Annotated in this window: 11 protein-coding genes; 2 read left to right on the top strand and 9 right to left on the bottom strand. The window is 45.5% G+C overall.

Features of this window, described 5'->3' with window-relative positions:
* Window positions 1-156: 156 nt before the first annotated feature.
* The 8 genes from metH to ACZ5DR_RS14250 form a co-directional block, all read right to left on the bottom strand.
* A complete protein-coding gene (metH, locus tag ACZ5DR_RS14285) occupies window positions 157-3,885 on the bottom strand; it encodes a methionine synthase (RefSeq protein WP_377367362.1) in 3,729 nt (1,242 codons plus the stop codon).
* A gap of 134 nt (window positions 3,886-4,019) precedes the next feature.
* Window positions 4,020-5,696, bottom strand: coding sequence for a coiled-coil domain-containing protein (locus ACZ5DR_RS14280; protein WP_377367360.1), 1,677 nt, complete (start codon window positions 5,694-5,696; stop codon window positions 4,020-4,022).
* A gap of 133 nt (window positions 5,697-5,829) precedes the next feature.
* Window positions 5,830-8,463 carry an aminopeptidase N gene (pepN, locus tag ACZ5DR_RS14275; protein ID WP_377367358.1) on the bottom strand — a complete coding sequence of 878 codons (2,634 nt, stop codon included), beginning with the start codon at window positions 8,461-8,463 and terminating at the stop codon, window positions 5,830-5,832.
* 10 nt (window positions 8,464-8,473) lie between these two features.
* Entirely contained in the window at window positions 8,474-9,301 is an 828-nt protein-coding gene (locus ACZ5DR_RS14270; protein ID WP_377367356.1) for a DUF2797 domain-containing protein, read from the bottom strand.
* Window positions 9,298-9,576 (bottom strand): YeaC family protein, encoded by a 279-nt coding sequence (locus ACZ5DR_RS14265; protein ID WP_377367354.1) that lies wholly within the window; start codon window positions 9,574-9,576, stop codon window positions 9,298-9,300. The genes ACZ5DR_RS14270 and ACZ5DR_RS14265 overlap by 4 nt, the downstream gene beginning before the upstream one ends.
* Before the next feature lie 37 nt (window positions 9,577-9,613).
* The gene (locus ACZ5DR_RS14260) at window positions 9,614-10,483 is read right to left on the bottom strand and encodes a rhomboid family intramembrane serine protease (RefSeq protein WP_377367352.1); all 870 of its coding nucleotides are present in this window, start codon (window positions 10,481-10,483) and stop codon (window positions 9,614-9,616) included.
* A gap of 22 nt (window positions 10,484-10,505) precedes the next feature.
* A complete protein-coding gene (locus ACZ5DR_RS14255) occupies window positions 10,506-11,387 on the bottom strand; it encodes an NAD(+) kinase (protein WP_377367350.1) in 882 nt (293 codons plus the stop codon).
* 167 nt (window positions 11,388-11,554) lie between these two features.
* Entirely contained in the window at window positions 11,555-12,388 is an 834-nt protein-coding gene (locus ACZ5DR_RS14250; protein WP_377367348.1) for a 1-aminocyclopropane-1-carboxylate deaminase/D-cysteine desulfhydrase, read from the bottom strand.
* Between the two features lie 239 nt (window positions 12,389-12,627).
* Here ACZ5DR_RS14250 and ydiJ point away from each other — a divergent pair, with 239 nt between their 5' ends.
* Together ydiJ and ACZ5DR_RS14240 are read left to right on the top strand one after the other, a co-directional pair.
* On the top strand, window positions 12,628-15,696 hold the full coding sequence (gene ydiJ / locus ACZ5DR_RS14245) for a D-2-hydroxyglutarate dehydrogenase YdiJ (protein ID WP_377367346.1): 3,069 nt from the start codon (window positions 12,628-12,630) through the stop codon (window positions 15,694-15,696).
* Between the two features lie 71 nt (window positions 15,697-15,767).
* Window positions 15,768-16,502: a spermidine synthase gene (locus ACZ5DR_RS14240; protein ID WP_377367344.1), complete on the top strand. Its 735-nt coding sequence runs from the start codon at window positions 15,768-15,770 to the stop codon at window positions 16,500-16,502.
* A 28-nt stretch (window positions 16,503-16,530) separates the two neighbouring features.
* Here ACZ5DR_RS14240 and pgm read toward each other — a convergent pair whose 3' ends face one another.
* Window positions 16,531-18,162 (bottom strand): phosphoglucomutase (alpha-D-glucose-1,6-bisphosphate-dependent), encoded by a 1,632-nt coding sequence (gene pgm / locus ACZ5DR_RS14235; RefSeq protein WP_377367342.1) that lies wholly within the window; start codon window positions 18,160-18,162, stop codon window positions 16,531-16,533.
* Window positions 18,163-18,199: the final 37 nt, after the last annotated feature.

Raw genomic sequence — 18,199 nt, 5'->3', positions numbered from 1 at the left:
AATCCATCTGTAAATTTGACCCCGTGTGAAAGCCAAAGGAGGCCTGAAGACTTTTTACCGCATGATTCCATTGGCCTTGGTCAGGTGCGATCAACATGCCCCATGCTTGATTGCACGGGACATGTACAACAATGTTATATGATCGCGAAAACATACCTAGATGCGATCATCTTCTGGGTCATAGCCTAGATTTGGTGCTAACCAGCGTTCCGCATCGTCTTTAGACATGCCTTTTCGGTCTGCATAGCTTTCAACCTGATCTGGTCCTATTTTACCTACGCCAAAGTAATTACTATCACTATTACCGAAATACCAGCCACTGACAGCTGCCGTGGGTAACATGGCATAGCTTTCAGTTAGCTTCATGCCGATATTGGACTCTACATCCAGCAACGCCCACAATTTGTCTTTTTCAGTATGATCTGGACAAGCTGGATAGCCAGGGGCAGGACGAATACCCTGATATCTTTCTTTGATCAGTTCTTCGTTAGTTAAGGTTTCATCCGCTGCATAGCCCCAAAGCTCTTTACGAACTCGTTCATGAAGATACTCAGCAGTGGCTTCTGCAAGTCGGTCTGCTACAGCCTTAATCATAATGGAGTTATAATCATCATGGTCTGCCTCAAACCGCGCAACTATCGGATCGATACCAAAGCCAGCAGCACAGGCGAAAGCTCCCATGTAGTCATTCGCTTCTCCCACAGGTGCAACAAAATCAGATAGACACTGGTTGTATTTACCTGGAGCCGTTAGGTCATTCTGGTTGCGTAAGAAATTCAAGCGAGTCAACTCTTGGGTTCGACTTTCGTCTGCGTAGATCGCAACATCATCATGATCCACTTGGTTAGCAGGGAACAAGCCAACAACTGCCTTGGCATCCAACCAAGCCTCCTCAATGACCACATTAAGCATTTCATTTGCATCGGCGAACAGGCGAGTCGCCTCCTCTCCTACCACTTTATCTGTTAAGATTTTGGGGTAAGCACCAGCCAGCTCCCAGGTTTGGAAGAATGGTGTCCAATCGATGTAGTTCTTCACCTGATTAAAATCAATATCACTGTTTTCGAATACTGTGATACCGAGCTCTTTAGGTGTCACTACCTTAGTGAAATCAACAGGTGTTTTGTTAAAACGAGCTTTATCAAGGGACACACGGCGACCTGCGCTAGCACGGTCTTTGTAACGTTGACGGGTTTTCTCGTAGTCATCCTGGATCTCGGCAATAAATTTAGCGCGACGCTCTTCGTCTTTGCTTAATAATGCACTGGCAACACCCACGCTTCGAGAAGCGTTAGTCACGTGAACCACTTGGTTGTTCTTGTAGTTCTTTTCGATCTTAACCGCAGTATGAGCTTTGGATGTGGTTGCACCGCCAATCATGACAGGCAATTCAAAACCTTGGCGCTGCATTTCTTTAGCCACATGAACCATTTCGTCGAGAGATGGCGTAATCAAGCCTGACAACCCAATAATGTCCGCACCCTCTTCTTTCGCGGTACGTAAAATTTTCTCAGAAGGCACCATAACGCCCAAGTCAATCACTTCGAAGTTATTACACTGTAGCACTACACCCACAATGTTTTTACCAATGTCGTGGACATCGCCTTTTACCGTTGCCATGACGACTTTACCGGCACTGGATGACCCGCCTGAATTGTTGCGAGCTTTTTCTTCTTCGATAAATGGCATCAAGTAGGCAACTGCTTTTTTCATTACCCGAGCAGACTTAACTACTTGTGGTAGGAACATTTTACCGGAGCCAAACAAGTCGCCCACAACCCCCATGCCATCCATGAGTGGTCCTTCAATCACTTCTAATGGACGGTCAAACTGCTGACGAGCTTCTTCCGTATCATCTTCGATGAATTCGGTTATGCCTTTTACCAAAGCATGGGTCAAACGCTCACCCACTGGCAGATTACGCCATTCTTGGGTTTCTTTCTCAGCTACTTCCCCAGACCCCATATACTCACCCGCAATGGCTAAGAGGTTGTCTGTGGCATCAGGAGTGCGATTTAGGACTGCGTCTTCAACGGCGTTACGAAGTGCTTCTGGAATGTCTTCGTAAACGGCAAGCTGCCCAGCGTTTACTATACCCATGGTCATGCCGTTTTTAATCGCGTGGTATAGGAACACCGCGTGGATAGCCTCACGCACGGGGTTATTACCACGGAAAGAGAAGGATACGTTCGAAACACCCCCTGAAATTTTCGCGTAAGGCAACTCACGCTTGATGTCTGCCGTTGCTTCAATGAAGTCCAAAGCGTAACGGTTATGTTCCTCAATACCTGTAGCAATGGCGAAGATGTTCGGGTCAAAGATAATGTCTTCCGGTGGGAAGCCAACTTTATTGACGAGTACATCGTAAGATCGGCGACAAATTTCAATCTTACGCTCACGGGTGTCCGCTTGGCCCACTTCATCGAATGCCATAACAATCACTGCGGCGCCGTATTTCATCAGGGATTTCGCCTGATCGATGAACTTATCTTCCCCTTCTTTCAAGCTAATGGAGTTAACCACCCCTTTACCTTGAATGAGCTTCAAGCCCGCTTCGAGAATCTCCCACTTGGAAGAATCAAGCATAATCGGCACACGGGAGATATCAGGCTCAGACGCGATAAGCTTCAGGAATCGCTCCATGGCAGCCTGAGAATCCAGCATCCCTTCGTCCATGTTGATATCAATGACCTGTGCGCCATTCTCAACCTGCTGACGAGCCACATCTAATGCCGTGTCAAAATCACCCTCTTTGATCAGGCGTTTAAACATAGCAGAACCAGTGACATTGGTTCGCTCACCGACGTTAACGAAGAGACTTTCTTCACTGATGTTAAAGGGCTCAAGTCCTGACAGACGACATTCTTTAGGGATCTCAGGGATCTCTCGGGGAGCCGACTCTAAAAAGGCATCTGCAAAAGCTTTAATATGAGCAGGCTCAGTACCACAACAACCACCAATGATGTTTAGAAAGCCCGCCTCAGCCCAAGACTGAATCTCTTCCAGCATTTCCTCTGGAGTCTCATCATACTCACCAAACGCATTAGGAAGACCAGCGTTAGGGTGAGCAGATACATGGGTATCGGCAATACGGGATAACTCTTCTACATATTGACGTAAGTCTTTTGGTCCAAGGGCACAGTTCAAGCCAACTGATAGAGGCTTGGCGTGGGAGATAGAATTCCAGAACGCTTCTGTTGTTTGACCTGATAAGGTACGACCTGAAGCATCTGTGATGGTACCTGAGATCATAATAGGATAACGCTGACCGTGATCTTCGAAATATTGTAATGCCGCATAAATAGCTGCTTTAGCATTCAAAGTATCAAAAATAGTCTCGATCAGAATGAGATCTACACCACCTTTCACGAGACCATCAATGGACGTTGTATAGGCGTCTACAAGCTCGTCAAAGGTAATGTTTCGGAAACCAGGGTCATTTACGTCAGGGGACAAAGAGCATGTTCGGCTTGTGGGACCCACCGCCCCCGCTACAAAACGAGGTCTTTGCGGGTTTTTGGCAGTTATTTTATCGGCAGCTTGTCGAGCCAAACGCGCAGACTCGTAGTTGATCTCATAGCTAAGAGATTCCATGTGGTAATCCAACATGGAAATATGGTTTGCGTTAAAGGTGTTGGTTTCAATGATGTCCGCACCAGCTTCTAAATAAGCTAGGTGGATAGCCTTGATAATCTGAGGTTGTGTCAGTGACAGAAGGTCATTGTTGCCCTTCAGCTCACTTTCCCAGTCGCTAAAGCGCTCGCCGCGATAGTCACCTTCTTCCAATTTGTAACTTTGGATCATGGTACCCATACCACCATCCAGAATCAGGATATTCTCTTTTAATCGGCTTTCTATAATGTCGTACGAGCGGGACTTCACCACAATTACTACCTCAAACAATTTTATGCGAGGCTACTATACCAAACCCAACTTTGATGTTGTTGAATTTTAGTAATGAAATGATGAATGAAGTCCCATATGGCGTTGATTTTTAAGACAGTTGCCCAGATGCGCCATTATTTATTGGATTGACGTCCAGATTTGCCCACTGCAAAACCTATGATTAACCCTCCTAAAATGGCCAATGCCCAGTAACCGTATTTCGCCATCCAATCATTAGATATTAATTCTACCTGAGTATGGTCACGGTAAACCTTTCTTTGGAAGGAGTGCCCGTCATAATTCACACTTTGGTTAACGACAACATTGAGTGTTGCATTAGGGGCCTCATTCAGACCTGTTAGACGCCAACGGAAGCTAACTTGCCCATTTTCCACTGTCGATTCGGCCTCAGAAGCACTCATCATACTCAAGGCACTGTCAGTAAACAGCTCAGCATAGAAACTTTGCCCTTGAACAGCATTATTCACATTGGCAGCAAGTTGAATCTCGAAGGTATCTTGGACGTTGGCAGAGCTTGGCAGTGACCAACGAACATTGGTCAGCTCACTATTTAATTGTCGCTGCAGAGACTGAACAGCCCCTTCAAATGGAATAAGATTATTAACCTGTGCCTCTAAGGCAGCACGCTGTTCAGTTTGCTGGCTGGCTTGGGCTTGTAACTCAGCCACCTGTGCAGCACTGCCCTCTCTAATACGCGTCATTTCTGCACGGTATTGCTCTTTTTGTGCTTCGCTTTCTATGAGTTGTGCTTGAAGGTTTTGTAACTCTGCGTCTTGAGCACTGATCTGTAAGCGAAGTTGCTCAATGTCTTGGGTTAAGGTGTCGTTCGCTGCTTTAGTGGTACGATATGTTGATTCGAGCTCTGCAAGCTGTCGGTCCAAGCCCTCTTCTTGTTCCTCAAGTTCATTTTCTAAAGCGATAACATCATTTTGATAGTCTGATATGAGTCCGTTTTGTGCATTAAGCTCTGCTTTCAGACGGGTGATTTCTGCATTAAGAGCAGCAGTATCGGGGGCTTCGGTTTCCCCATCAACAACCTCAATCGTTCCACCACGAGCCATCTCAGCATTGCTGTTTTCAAGGGAATTAATTACGTTACTTTGCACACGAATTTTATCCCACAGCACCTGATGTTGTGCACGAGCTTCAGATAAGGCGCCACCTAACTTAAGGTTTTCTTGATTAAGTGCATCATATTGCGCCTCTAACTCTCCATTACTCGCTAACAATGCATCGTAGTGACTTTTTAGATGAGCATGTTCAACCGATAGGTCTCGGTAATTCTTACTCAATGCATAATGGGCGCTGTCTAGGGTTCTAAAACTTTTGTTGAGCTCAATAAAGTCTGCTTCTTGAGAAGATTGTTCAGCAAGCAACCCTTGGTTTTGCTGCTCAAGAGTTTGGATCCTTGCAGTTAAACGATCATTTTCTAAGCGTAATTGGTTGTAATCGATTTCTAATTTATTACGTTGAGCTTTAAGTGTTTCGATTTGACTTAGGGCTGTTGCATCAGTGCCTTGGCTCATAAGTTCGGCAATCTGTAACTCTTTTTGATCAAGGGCTTGAGTCAAGGTTGCAATCTGCTCTGAATTGGCTGCGAGTTGCTCTTTAAGGGCATCGATTTGATCTTGATGTTTTTCCTGATCAGAGGTCGATGAGGATTCTGTAGGCGTCACAACCACTTGCTCAGTCAAGCTGGAGCCGTTATCTGTTGTATTTGATGTTGTACTACATGCAGATAGCATAACACCCAAAGCAACTGGAGTAAGATAACTGAACGACTGTTTCATTATTATTGGCTCCCTATGTCAACGTTTGACGCCTGTGATCGTAAAATGCTTGAGATAACAATAAAGTCTAGCTTGTATCCCTGACAATTACCTTACAAAAAAAAGCGCTGGTCTGACCAGCGCTTTTCGTAATTTATGCAAGACTCTTTGAAACCACTTCGTAAACGTCTTTCGACAAATCCTCCCCTGCGATTCGCTCGAGTTGAGCCTTCATCAGACCAGAGAGCTCTGGCTCCATACGTTGCCATCGAGTGAGTGGCGTACATAATCGAGAAGCAATTTGAGGATTACGTTTATTCATCAGGATGATCTGATCCGCCAAAAAGGCATAACCGCTACCATCTAAATTATGGAAAGCTTGGGTGTTCTGTCCCAAACCACCGATTACCGCTCGGAGTTTATTTGGGTTTTTAATGTCGAAGTTTGGGTGTTCCATTAGGGATTTAACATTCGCCAAACCGTTTTCCTGCTCTCTTGCAGCACTTAACATCAACCATTTAATAACCACTAAAGCTTCGTGCTTCCACTGCTCATAGAAGGCATTGAGCAACTCATCGGCTTCAGGCAAGTCGAAATTAACAATGATGCTAAGCGCGGCAAACTGGTCAGTCATATTGTCTGCATTGCGGTATTGTCTCACTGCAACACTGGCGGCTTCGTCACTACCTGCTGCGACCCAATAAGCCAGGGCAGCATTCTTTAATGATCGCTTAGCGATCTGTTCTGCAGTGGCTTCATATGGCCCATCAGTAGTATTAGTTTCATATGCTACTTTAAATTCTTGCTCTAACCCTTTTGCTATTAACTCTCGTAAATGTTTACGAGCGGCTTTAATGCCATGGGGGTCAATTTCTTCCGCCAGTTCGGACATGTAAGCTTGGCTTGGCAAAGCAAGAATCAAAGCAACCATGGCTGGATCAAGGGTTTTGTCACTTAAAAGCGTAGCAAAGCCTTTTAGTAACTGAGTCTCTTCACTCAAGGTTTGCCCTGCTTGATACTGAACAATTAATTGGTTCAGTTCGTTTACAGCAAGCTGCTGAGAGGCACTCCAACGGTTGAATCCATCCGCATCACCAGACATAAGCTGAAGCAGTTGCTCCGTAGAGTAGTCATAATTAAGTTTAACCGGCGCAGAGAATTCACGTAGTAGCGAAGGCACTGGTTGCTCAGTCACATTCTCAAAGACAAAGGTTTGCTCTGCGTCTTTTAAATGCAAAACTGTTTCATCATGAGTATTGCCTTCATAAACAAAACTTAAAGGCTCGTTGTTAGCGCTAACAAGGCCAACTTTAACAGGTATGTGCAATGAGAGTTTAGTGGGCTGCCCAGGTGTCGGGGGAGTCATTTGCGACATATGAAGACGGTAAGTTTTGCTTGCCTCATCATATTCGTCAGTCACAGTGACACGAGGTGTTCCTGCTTGAGAATACCAGCGCTTAAATTGACTTAAATCCACGTCATTGGCGTCTTCCATGGCCGCAACAAAGTCGTCACAGGTCACAGCCTGACCATCATGTCGCTCAAAGTATAAATCGGACCCTTTACGGAAGCCTTCTTCACCCAACAGGGTGTGTATCATACGCACGACTTCTGAGCCCTTCTCATAGATGGTCAGGGTGTAAAAGTTCGAGATTTCGATAAAGGATGCTGGACGAATCGGATGGGCCATAGGGCCTGCGTCTTCGGCAAACTGGGCTGTCTTTAAAAAGGACACATCTTCGACACGTTTAACCACAGATGAATGGGTATCCGCGGAGAAGCTTTGATCACGGAAAACCGTAAAGCCTTCCTTTAAACTTAATTGGAACCAATCACGGCAGGTCACTCGGTTACCCGACCAGTTATGGAAGTATTCATGGGCTACGACCGCTTCCACGCGAAGATACGCGTCATCCGTTGTGGTTTTGGGGCTTGCTAACAAACAGGAGGAGTTAAAGATATTTAACCCTTTGTTCTCCATGGCTCCCATATTGAAGTCATCAACGGCAACGATCATAAATATATCCAGATCGTATTCACGCCCATACACTTCCTCGTCCCACTTCATGGAACGTTTTAAGGAGTCCATGGCGAAATCCACTTTATCAATATTATGGGGTTCAGTGTAAATCTGCAGTGCCACTTCTCGACCACTCATGGTCACGAATGTGTCATTGATGACGTTCAGATCACCGGCCACCAAAGCAAAAAGATAGGCAGGCTTAGGGAAAGGATCATTCCAGGTAACAAAGGTCTTACCTTCTTCTGTCTTACCCCGTTCGATCTCATTCCCGTTTGAAAGCATAACGGGGTATTTGCTTTCATCGCCAATGATGGTGGTTGTGAATACTGACATTACATCAGGACGATCCAGGTAATAGGTAATGTGACGGAATCCTTCCGCTTCACATTGAGTACAGAACATTGAGGAAGATCGGTATAAGCCTTCCAACTTGGTATTATTCTGGGGCTCAATCAATGTTTCGCAGGTCAAAATGAATTCATTCGGTGTCGCCGTAATGATCAACTTATCATTAACCAAAGAATATTCTTCTTTTGGTAATTCATACGTATCAATCGCCACGCCAATCAGCTTAACGTCTTCACCACCATCCAACACAAGAGGCGCTGTGGCAGAGTTAGATTCTGGGTTCCGACGCAGATGAAGCCGAGAGGTTACAATGGTTTGGGTTTCATCTAGATCAAAGGTCAGCTCCGTTTTATCAATCAAAAACTCTGGAACTTTATAATCCTTTAAGTAAATGGCGGATGGATTCTGTTCTGACATGCTAACGCTCCTATAGCGTGAATTCTGCTTCGTATCCAGTGTACTTACGTAGATTGATCACCCCAGTATCAAGCAGCCAATATTGCCCCTTGATGCCCAGTAAGGTGCCTTCTACCAATGGGGTCTTCTCAGCATTAATGCTAGTCACCTTGGTGGGGTGCTCTAAAATTGGATACGTAAACTCGTGGGTTTGATTGGTATGGTCTAGCTCTTGAATCGATTGAAGACCAAATTCATTCTGCAAGGCGTCCAAGCCTTCCCATAGCTGATTTATCAAGCGTTCTTGCTCTGCAGCCAAGTCAAATGTCAAGTCGCTGCCCTTGAGCATATTGCGCCAATTGGTCTTGTCAGCCACTTCATTTTTAAACAAAGTTTCGACCAATCCTGACATTCTTCTACTTTCAACCAAGAACATGGCTCTTGCCTGAGTGGCACCTTGATCTAACCATCGTGTGGGCAGCTGATCGCCTCGGGTAATCCCAACTTTGAGTGCCGTGGTATTGGCGAGATAGACATAATGGCTTTGCATGCAATACTGCTCTGCCCATTCCGGTTCACGGCAAGTGCCCAAATGGAAATGACATTTCTCAGGGCTCATGATGCAGGTATCACAGGCCGCAAGTTTCTTAAAACAGGGAAAGCAAAAACCTTGGCTAAAGGACTTTTTACTTGCACGACCACAATGGATACAGTGAATAGCGCCACTAAATTTTAACGAAACTTTTTGCCCTAACGCCGAAGACAGAGGGATTAGCGAGTCCCCTATTTTTAGCTCATAGTGAACCTTACCGTCTTGATCGGCACTGGCTGCCATTTTTCGAAGATCGCCCTGAATCATGAATCAGCATCCGGGTTGTTCACCCATTTGACCGTATCATGCTGCAAAGTATCTGTTTTGGTATCACAACCCTTATGAACTTCACGATCGATGTAGCCTACGCGTTGCTCTTCGGACTTATTGGTATAGTCATAGGTGATGACCGCCTGCATACAGATCTCAATTTGCTCCGGTGTCAGCTTGACGCCGTTAGGCCATTTACCTAATTCAATAGCTTGCTTGAGTCGCCCATAAACTTCTGGGGACATATTATCGATCATATCTTTAAAATTCATTTTAACTCTTCCAGGCACACTGGTTAACGAAACAAGGTTAGCCTTGTCGCTTAAATACTTTGAAATAAAGGCTATATACACCCGCCAAGATCAAACCTGACATTAGGCCGATTAAGTGCGCCTCGTTGGCCATATTGCCAAGCCCAAGCATGGCAAAAACATCGGTGTAACCAAGCACTAACCATACGGTAAAAAACACCATTAATGGCTTAGAGATAATCTTAGGCCATCCCTTCACTAAAATAGGCATTAACCAGGCAAAGCCCACCAGCCCATATACCAAACCAGACAGGCCACCAAACAAAGGGGAACCATTGATTAAATACTGGCCCACGTTACTGACAACTGAGACCGACAGGGTAAACAATAACCAAGCCACAGAACCTATCAGCCGCTCAACCTTACGGCCTAAATCCCAGACCCAAAGGGCGTTGAATATTAAATGCGCTGCGCCAAAGTGTATCAAAGCAGGTGTAAACAAGCGCCAGTATTCCCCTTGGGCAAGAACTTCTTCCAAGGGATAAAAACGTATTCTATTGCCCAACAATTCAAACGAAGAAATGGTAAACCATCCGACGTTCTCTAAATACTCTCCAAGACCAGTGATCACTGACACAGCGAAGGTGGCAGCTAACAAAGCAATGGTTAACGGGGACATGTGCCAATCCGCAAGCAAGCGGCTTGGTTTACTGACATTTTGAGTATCATGGACCATGAAGTCAGCATGGGGATCATGCTGCCAAGATTCTAAGATAGCCATGGCACCATGAGATTGCTTCGGATCTAACAACCATAGTTGGTTGCCATGGTCAGATTGCAAAATGCGATGGCTAATGCCTTGTTTCCAAAGCACCTTGCTCAATGAAGCAGGATCTTCATTAGAAGCAAATTCGTAGATTAATAGCATGCTACCCTACTAAACGATTCAGTTATTGGCGGTAACCAGACTGCCAACCGAGTTTGCTACGACAGACGTCATAGAAGTCATGATCCTTAGGGTGAATCAAACGAATGCCCCCTTGACGACGAGAAATATGAATCTCATCCCCTGGTGCGGCAGTAATATTAAGCTGACCATCACAACTGACACTGGGGTAAGTTAAGTTTGACTCACAGACAACAATACGAATCTTGGCGTCCGCATCAATCACAATAGGTCGATTACTCAATGTATGAGGATGCATTGGCACCAGTACCAAAGCATTCAGCTTAGGTAGCATTATGGGACCGCCAGCAGATAATGCATAGGCGGTAGAGCCTGTTGGTGTTGCCACAATCAAACCATCAGACTTCTGGTTCATTACGAACTGGTCATCAATGAAAAGGTCAAAGCGAATCATTCGAGCTGATTTACCCGGGTGAAGCACTAAGTCGTTTAAGGCAATACCTTCACCACTGGGACGATTTTGTCGTTTTATCTTGGCCTCAATCATGAAGCGCTGCTCTTCTAGGTACTCTCCACGCAGGATAGGACCCAACTCAGCTTCAAAATTATTCGGAGATATATCGGTAAGGAAACCTAAAGTCCCTCGGTTCACGCCTATGACAGGGATATCAAAGTCGATAATGGCACGTGCGGCACCTAAAAAGCTGCCATCTCCGCCTACCACCATCACAAGATCACAGTGACTGCCAAGCTCTTTCAACGGTGCAAAAGGCGTTCGCATGCCGGGCATCATAGTTGCTAAGTCAGACTCCAGTACGGGAGACACCCCTTCTTCTATAAGGTAGTCCATTAAACGTTTAACGGTATCTAAGATCTGTGGCTTATCTAAGCGAGCGATAATGCCAATCCGTTTGAAAAGACTCATTGAGTAAAGGTTCCCGTTACTTGAGTTGCAATTGTCTGTCTTACTGATCACGTCTATATCTGGGTGTTAAGAGACACTTCAATAAATTAGAGCATAAACAGCATATTAAAAATGAGAATGTAACATGAAGCCATAGCATTCGCCATGGAACCAAACCCGTATCCGGCTCAATAATCTATTGAATCAAATGGCCAGTGGTGTTTTGCCACACCGCGCCACCCTTGCAGACCACCGGTATGGATAAATAATGTGCGACGGTAAGGCCAACGGCCATCAGTGATTAATTGCTGCACTTGGTAAAGCATCTTCCCTGTGTACACTGGGTCCAGCTTTAGTGTTGGATTTAATGAATACACGTCACATAAAAAGGCGAATAGCTCTGGTGAGAATTTACCGAATCCTCCATGATAACACTCATCAAATGTAAGCAGATGTTTGCCCGAGGTGTCCACTAATGCTTGGCTGCGAATGTCCAGCTCAAGATTCTTAGTGCCTTTCAAAGCGCTAAAAACGGCAAGCTGGGATACATTGGATGAAGAAAGAAACCCTGCTGCAGTGGTGCCAGTGCCACTTGCAAGACAGACCATGTCCCATGGTTCACCTCCTGAACCATTATTATTTAAAATCCCTTCGGCCCAGTCTTGACACCCTTTTACCCCTAGGGGCCCAGAGCCACCTTCAGGTATCCAATAAATAGTATTGAAATCGCTGTCCACCTGACGCTTCACATCAGAATCAAGACCACGCTTATAGTCTTGGCGGCTACAGGGATAGAGAATGGCTCCGTTACACACAGCAGTTCTCAAGGTGTCAGTAAGACTTGGCTGCACCTCTCCACGAACCACAACAATTGGCTGTAACCCAAGCTCAACGGTTCGCTTAACGAAAGCATCTATATGATTCGAGTAAGGGCCGCCAAAGGTAGCAATGTATCTCACCCCTTCTATTAGAGCTTTTTCGAGATGATATTTAAGCTTATGCTGTTTATTACCTGGGGCCACACTTATCTCTAAGTCACCGCGATAAATGAAAAGGCCTTGATGATCATCAAGAGTCTGTCTATCTGGTAACCATATCCGCTCTATTTTCAAATTGCCTTCCAATTTATCGAACCGTAACAAGCTGCCACATGACTAAAGCGCCGTATGATGCGCGTTTTTCTCATGCAAGAAAATCCCTTAGGGAGGATTTTATTTGATAGAATTTCATTAGAGAGAATGCATAAAGCGGAGAAAACCAAATGATCCCCAAGCTATCCGAAGTCACGCCAATTCAGGCAAAATACCTCGCTTTCATCGAGCGCCTGAAGGCTTCAGGATTCCAAGGTGACACCAATCCTGATTACGCCAATCGAGTGGTACTGTCCACCGACAACTCCATCTACCAAGTGTTGCCTCAGGGTGTCATCTACCCTAAATCAATTGAAGACATACAACGCATCACCCGCCTTTCTAATGAAGACGAATTTCACGACATCGTATTGAGTCCTAGGGGTGGCGGTACGGGCACCAACGGACAATCATTAAGTGATGGATTGATCGTCGATATTTCTAAGCACATGAATCAAATTCTTGAGATCAATGTGGAAGAAGGCTGGGCGCGAGTTCAGACTGGTGTGGTAAAGGACCAACTTAACAAAGCTGCCGCTGAACATGGGTTATTTTTTGCTCCTGAACTCTCAACCAGTAACCGAGCGACCGTTGGCGGCATGATCAATACGGACGCTAGTGGTCAAGGCTCGGTGATGTACGGTAAAACCCGAGATCACGTACTGGAGCTCAAAACCGTTCTTCTGGATGGTACCTTATTAGAAACACAACCGGTTGATGATGAAACACTAGAATCCATTAAGTTGGGTTCAGATTATTCGTCCCACGCTCACCGAGTAATCGACACCATTCAAAAGACCAAGCAAAAGCAGATCGCGGAGACGTTTCCAGAGTTAAACCGTTGCTTAACGGGTTACGATCTGGCGCATATTCGTGATGAAAACGGTCTTTTCAACCTTAACAATATTCTCTGTGGGTCAGAAGGTACTTTAGGCTTCATCGTAGAAGCCAAAGTGAACCTATTAAAAATCCCTACCTATGCCTCTCTCGTTAACATTCGCTACAACAGCTTTGAAGCCTCTTTACGCCATGCCAAAGAGCTTCTCAGTGCAGGACCAACCTCTATTGAAACCGTTGACTCTAAAGTTCTTGGGCTGGCAAAAGGTGACATCATTTGGAATTCTGTCTCAGAATTCTTCCCTCAAAACCCCGGTGAAGACACACAAGGCATCAACCTTGTTGAGTACACAGGAGATAGCGAAGAAGACATCGCAGAGCGCATCAAAGTACTGACGGATCGCCTAGACGAATTATCCAAAGATCCCAACGGTAGTTTTCAGGGTTACACCATCGCCAAAGGACACAATAACGTTAATAAAATTTGGGGGATGCGCAAAAAATCTGTTGGCTTACTAGGCAATGCTCAAGGGGAACGGCGCCCTGTCCCCTTTGTAGAAGACACCGCAGTGCCACCAGAAAACCTAGCAGATTTCATCATGGAGTTTCGTGAGGTTTTAGACAGTTATGGCGTCACCTATGGCATGTTTGGCCATGTGGACGCAGGGGTATTGCACGTGCGCCCTGCCTTAGATTTAAAAGAAGCCGACCAAGAACCTTTGATACGTGAGATCACTGACAAAGTGGTGGCTCTCACCCAAAAGTATGATGGTTTGCTTTGGGGTGAGCATGGTAAAGGGGTGAGATCGGAATACGCCCCCGCCTTTTTCGGAGACCTCTACCCATCTGTACAAGAAATCAAAGGCGCATTTGACCCTCGAAACCAACTTAACCCTGGGAAGATTGCCACGCCCTATGAACTGGGTGCTGAACTTCTTAAAATTGATGAAGTCCCCATGCGCGGCCAATTTGATCGACAGATCCCTATTTCAAACCGAGATCAATTCAAAGAAGGCATGTACTGCAACGGCAATGGCGCCTGCTATAATTTCGACCCAAATGATGCTATGTGTCCGTCATGGAAAGGTACGCGACAAAGAATCCATAGCCCTAAAGGTAGAGCATCTTTAATGCGAGAATGGCTTCGCGGCATGAGTGAGCAAGGTGTCGATGTCAAAAAAGCCAGCTATAACACCCGCCACACAAGCTTCTTAGCAGGCTTTATTCCACGTCTGCGAAACACCATCAGTAAACGCAAGGGTGAGTACGACTTTTCTCATGAAGTCCATGAATCCATGATGGGCTGTTTGGCCTGTAAATCCTGTGTTGGACAATGCCCAATAAAGGTGGATGTGCCGGAGTTTCGCGCGAAATTCTTGGAGCTCTATTACAGCCGCTATTTGCGCCCAATGAAAGACTACTTTGTCGGCGGCCTAGAATTTGTAATGCCGACGCTTTCGGTCTTACCGCAACCCTATAACTGGCTCGTCAGTAATAAAATTGCCAATCGAGCGATCAGCAAGTTTGTTGGCTTCGAAGACAGCCCTAAATTTTCCCAATACAACCTTAAGCGAGAAATGTCCCGTCGTGGCATTCGCTTAGCAACACCTTTAGCCATCGAGGCACTCAGCCCTAAGGACCGTAAGCGCGCAGTCATAGTGGTACAGGATGCATTCACTAGTTATTTTGAAACTGAGCTGGTGTTGGACATGATGGAGCTACTAAGCCGACTAGGTTTCCAAGCCTATTTAGCCCCCTTCTTGCCAAACGGCAAGCCATTACATGTTCATGGCTTCCTAAGATCATTTGAACGTACAGCACGCAAAAACCTAGACATGCTGCAAAACTTGTCCTTCTATGGCATTCCACTCATTGGTGTGGACCCGTCCATGACCCTGACCTATCGGGCAGAATACGCCAAAGCTTTTGGCAACAGTCGTCCGATTCCAAAAGTTCAGTTAATGCAGGAATGGCTCGCAAACCAATCCACCCATTTAGAAAAACAAGCCATTTCAGTCAAAGATGAGCAATACCATATGATGGCTCATTGTACTGAGAAAACAAATGCACCAAGTTCAATCAAAGACTGGCAGAAGGTATTTGAATTATTAGGCTTAAAGCTACAAGTTGAGAATGTGGGTTGTTGTGGCATGGCGGGCACATACGGTCACGAGTCCAGTAACAGAGCCACATCAGAAGAGATATACAACCTATCATGGAGAGATAAGGTTAATAATGACCAGTTGCAGGATAAGCTAGTGGCAACAGGCTATTCATGTCGATGTCAGGCTAAGCGATTAGACACGGCTCACATTAAACATCCCGCTCAAGTTTTGCTAGCCCACGTAAAAGCCGATCACTAGCATACGGCATACATAGTCACTTAAGCGCAACTAGACCAAGCCATGCTTGGTCTTTTTATAACGAGTAACAAATGCCCCTTATCTACGAAACACAAGACGAATACGGCAACATCAAAGTATTTGATGATGGTAAATTTAGACTGCTGTCTTTTGCTGAAGGCGACGAGCAAACACGTATTCAACTTAAGACACCACATGTGCTTCAGCATGAATACACCCAAGCAATGCTGTTATCCCTACTAGACCGCACACCTAAACGAGTCGCCATTCTTGGCTTGGGGGGTGGCGCACTGGTTCACGCTCTAACCAAAGCCGTAAGCGGCATTCAGATAACCGCCGTAGAGTTACGCCCTGAAATCGTAGAGATTGCAAAGGAGTATTTCCGTTTACCTTCAAGTAAACGGATTCAGGTAATCACCGATGATGCCATTCATTACCTTGAAACAACCCAAGACAAAAAAGTCGATATTCTTTATACGGACCTTTATCAACACTTTGGCATGGATCAAAGGGTTGCCACTGAAAGCTTTTTAGAAAACGCCCAAAGACAATTAAAAGCCAGTGGATTGCTGGTATTAAACTGCTGGGATGAACACCAATACCACCCTGAACTCAAGGAAGCCCTGACCGATCGATTTAATCATGTTACTGCCTTGGACACTGGCTGCGGTAACTGGGTCGTGTTTGCAACGAACAGCCCCCATGATTTAAATGGAAAGCAACAAAAGGAAGAATGCGAGAAACTCAGTCAAACACTAGGTTTCTCTTTGACGAAATGGCTTTCAAGGTTGGAAAACATCACTTAGCACAGGCTAAGTGATGTTTAAATTCACTTTATGAACCCAGCACTCCATTAACCAACTCAACAGCCTCTTTTTCAAGTAAACCTAGGTGGTCTTCAGAGACAAAGCTTTCGAGGTAAATTTTGTACACGTTTTCGGTTCCTGAAGGACGGGCAGCAAACCAGCCATTGCTTGTTGCCACTTTTAGGCCACCGATTGCCGCCCCATTACCTGGAGCATGAGTCAATTTTTGCAGAATTTCATCACCTGCCAAGGTTGCTTGGGTAACAGCCTCCGCATTCAATTTACTTAAAATACTTTTTTGCTCAGGTGTAGCCGTCACATCAATACGTTTGTAGTAAGGCTTACCAAATTTAGCCACCTGCTCTTCTGCTATTTGTGCTGGGTTTTTACCGGTGACCGCTAAAATTTCTGCAGCAAGCAAAGCTAGGATAATGCCATCTTTATCCGTTGACCAAACACCCCCATCACGGCGCAAGAAGGACGCTCCAGCGCTTTCCTCACCACCAAAGGCCATGGTTCCATCAAAGAGCCCTTCCACATACCATTTAAAACCAACAGGCACTTCACACAACTGCTTGCCTAGGTCCTCAACAACACGATCAATCATGGCACTGGAAACAAGGGTTTTGCCGAATTGAATGTCCACAGGCCACTCTCGATGAGTTGCCAGATATTCAATCGCCACAGCCAAATAGGCATTTGGGTTCATTAGGCCGAAACCTGGACAAACAATGCCATGACGATCATAATCAGGGTCATTACCCACTGCCACATCAAATTGATCTTGAATCTTTAACAGGTTAGCCATGGCATAGGGTGACGAACAGTCCATCCGAATACGACCATCTTTATCAAGGGGCATAAAGCCAAAGGTTGGATCCACACGGTCATTAACCACCTCAATATTAAGACCATATTTCGCAGCAATCGGTGCCCAATAACCGATACCAGAGCCACCCAGAGGGTCAACCCCAATACGAACACCAGCCTTTTTAATGGCCTCCATATCAATGACATTTGCCAAGTCATCTACGTAATGAGAGATATAATCAAATGATTGAGCGCGCTCAAGGGCCGTTTCAAACGGGATACGCTTAACGCCCTCTAGATTATCTGCCAACAAAGCATTGGCTCTCGCTGCTATCCAGTCTGTAATGTCTTTGTCTGCAGGCCCCCCTTTAGGAGGATTATATTTGATCCCGCCATCTTCTGGAGGGTTGTGAGAGGGTGTGATGACAATGCCATCAGCCTTGTTAGTCCCAGAAGCGTTGTGAGTCAGAATAGCGTGAGATATCACTGGCGTTGGGGTATAGCCGTCACCCTCTTGGATCATTACTTGTACGTCGTTGGCCACTAACACTTCAATGGCTGTGCGAAACGCTGCTTCAGATAAGGCGTGAGTGTCTTTACCTAAAAATAATGGACCTTTAATGCCTTGTTCGGCACGGTATTCAGAGATGGCCTGACAAACCACCAAGATATGATGTTCATTGAAACTTTTATTAAGTGCACTACCTCGGTGACCTGAGGTACCAAAACTGACCTGCTCTACCCCAATGCTAGGATCAGGAGTCAAAGCATAATAGGAAGACACTAGTTTGGGGATATCAACAAGAGCGTTATGAGGTGCAAGCTGTCCTGCTTGGGGATGAATTGCCATATGAGGGGGCCTCTATTTAGTCATGGTTGCTAATATA

It is taken from the genome of Marinomonas vaga (genome assembly GCF_055388305.1).
Note: the sequence above shows the minus strand (reverse complement) of the source record. Positions and strands in the feature narration are given on the sequence as shown.

Coding starts and splice junctions, on each gene's coding strand:
- ACZ5DR_RS14280 (WP_377367360.1), bottom strand. CDS start 5,696: ATGAAACAGTCGTTCAGTTATCTTACTCCAGTTGCTTTGGGTGTTATG.
- pepN (WP_377367358.1), bottom strand. CDS start 8,463: ATGTCAGAACAGAATCCATCCGCCATTTACTTAAAGGATTATAAAGTT.
- ACZ5DR_RS14270 (WP_377367356.1), bottom strand. CDS start 9,301: ATGATTCAGGGCGATCTTCGAAAAATGGCAGCCAGTGCCGATCAAGAC.
- ACZ5DR_RS14265 (WP_377367354.1), bottom strand. CDS start 9,576: ATGAATTTTAAAGATATGATCGATAATATGTCCCCAGAAGTTTATGGG.
- ACZ5DR_RS14260 (WP_377367352.1), bottom strand. CDS start 10,483: ATGCTATTAATCTACGAATTTGCTTCTAATGAAGATCCTGCTTCATTG.
- ACZ5DR_RS14255 (WP_377367350.1), bottom strand. CDS start 11,387: ATGAGTCTTTTCAAACGGATTGGCATTATCGCTCGCTTAGATAAGCCA.
- ydiJ (WP_377367346.1), top strand. CDS start 12,628: ATGATCCCCAAGCTATCCGAAGTCACGCCAATTCAGGCAAAATACCTC.
- ACZ5DR_RS14240 (WP_377367344.1), top strand. CDS start 15,768: ATGCCCCTTATCTACGAAACACAAGACGAATACGGCAACATCAAAGTA.
- pgm (WP_377367342.1), bottom strand. CDS start 18,162: ATGGCAATTCATCCCCAAGCAGGACAGCTTGCACCTCATAACGCTCTT.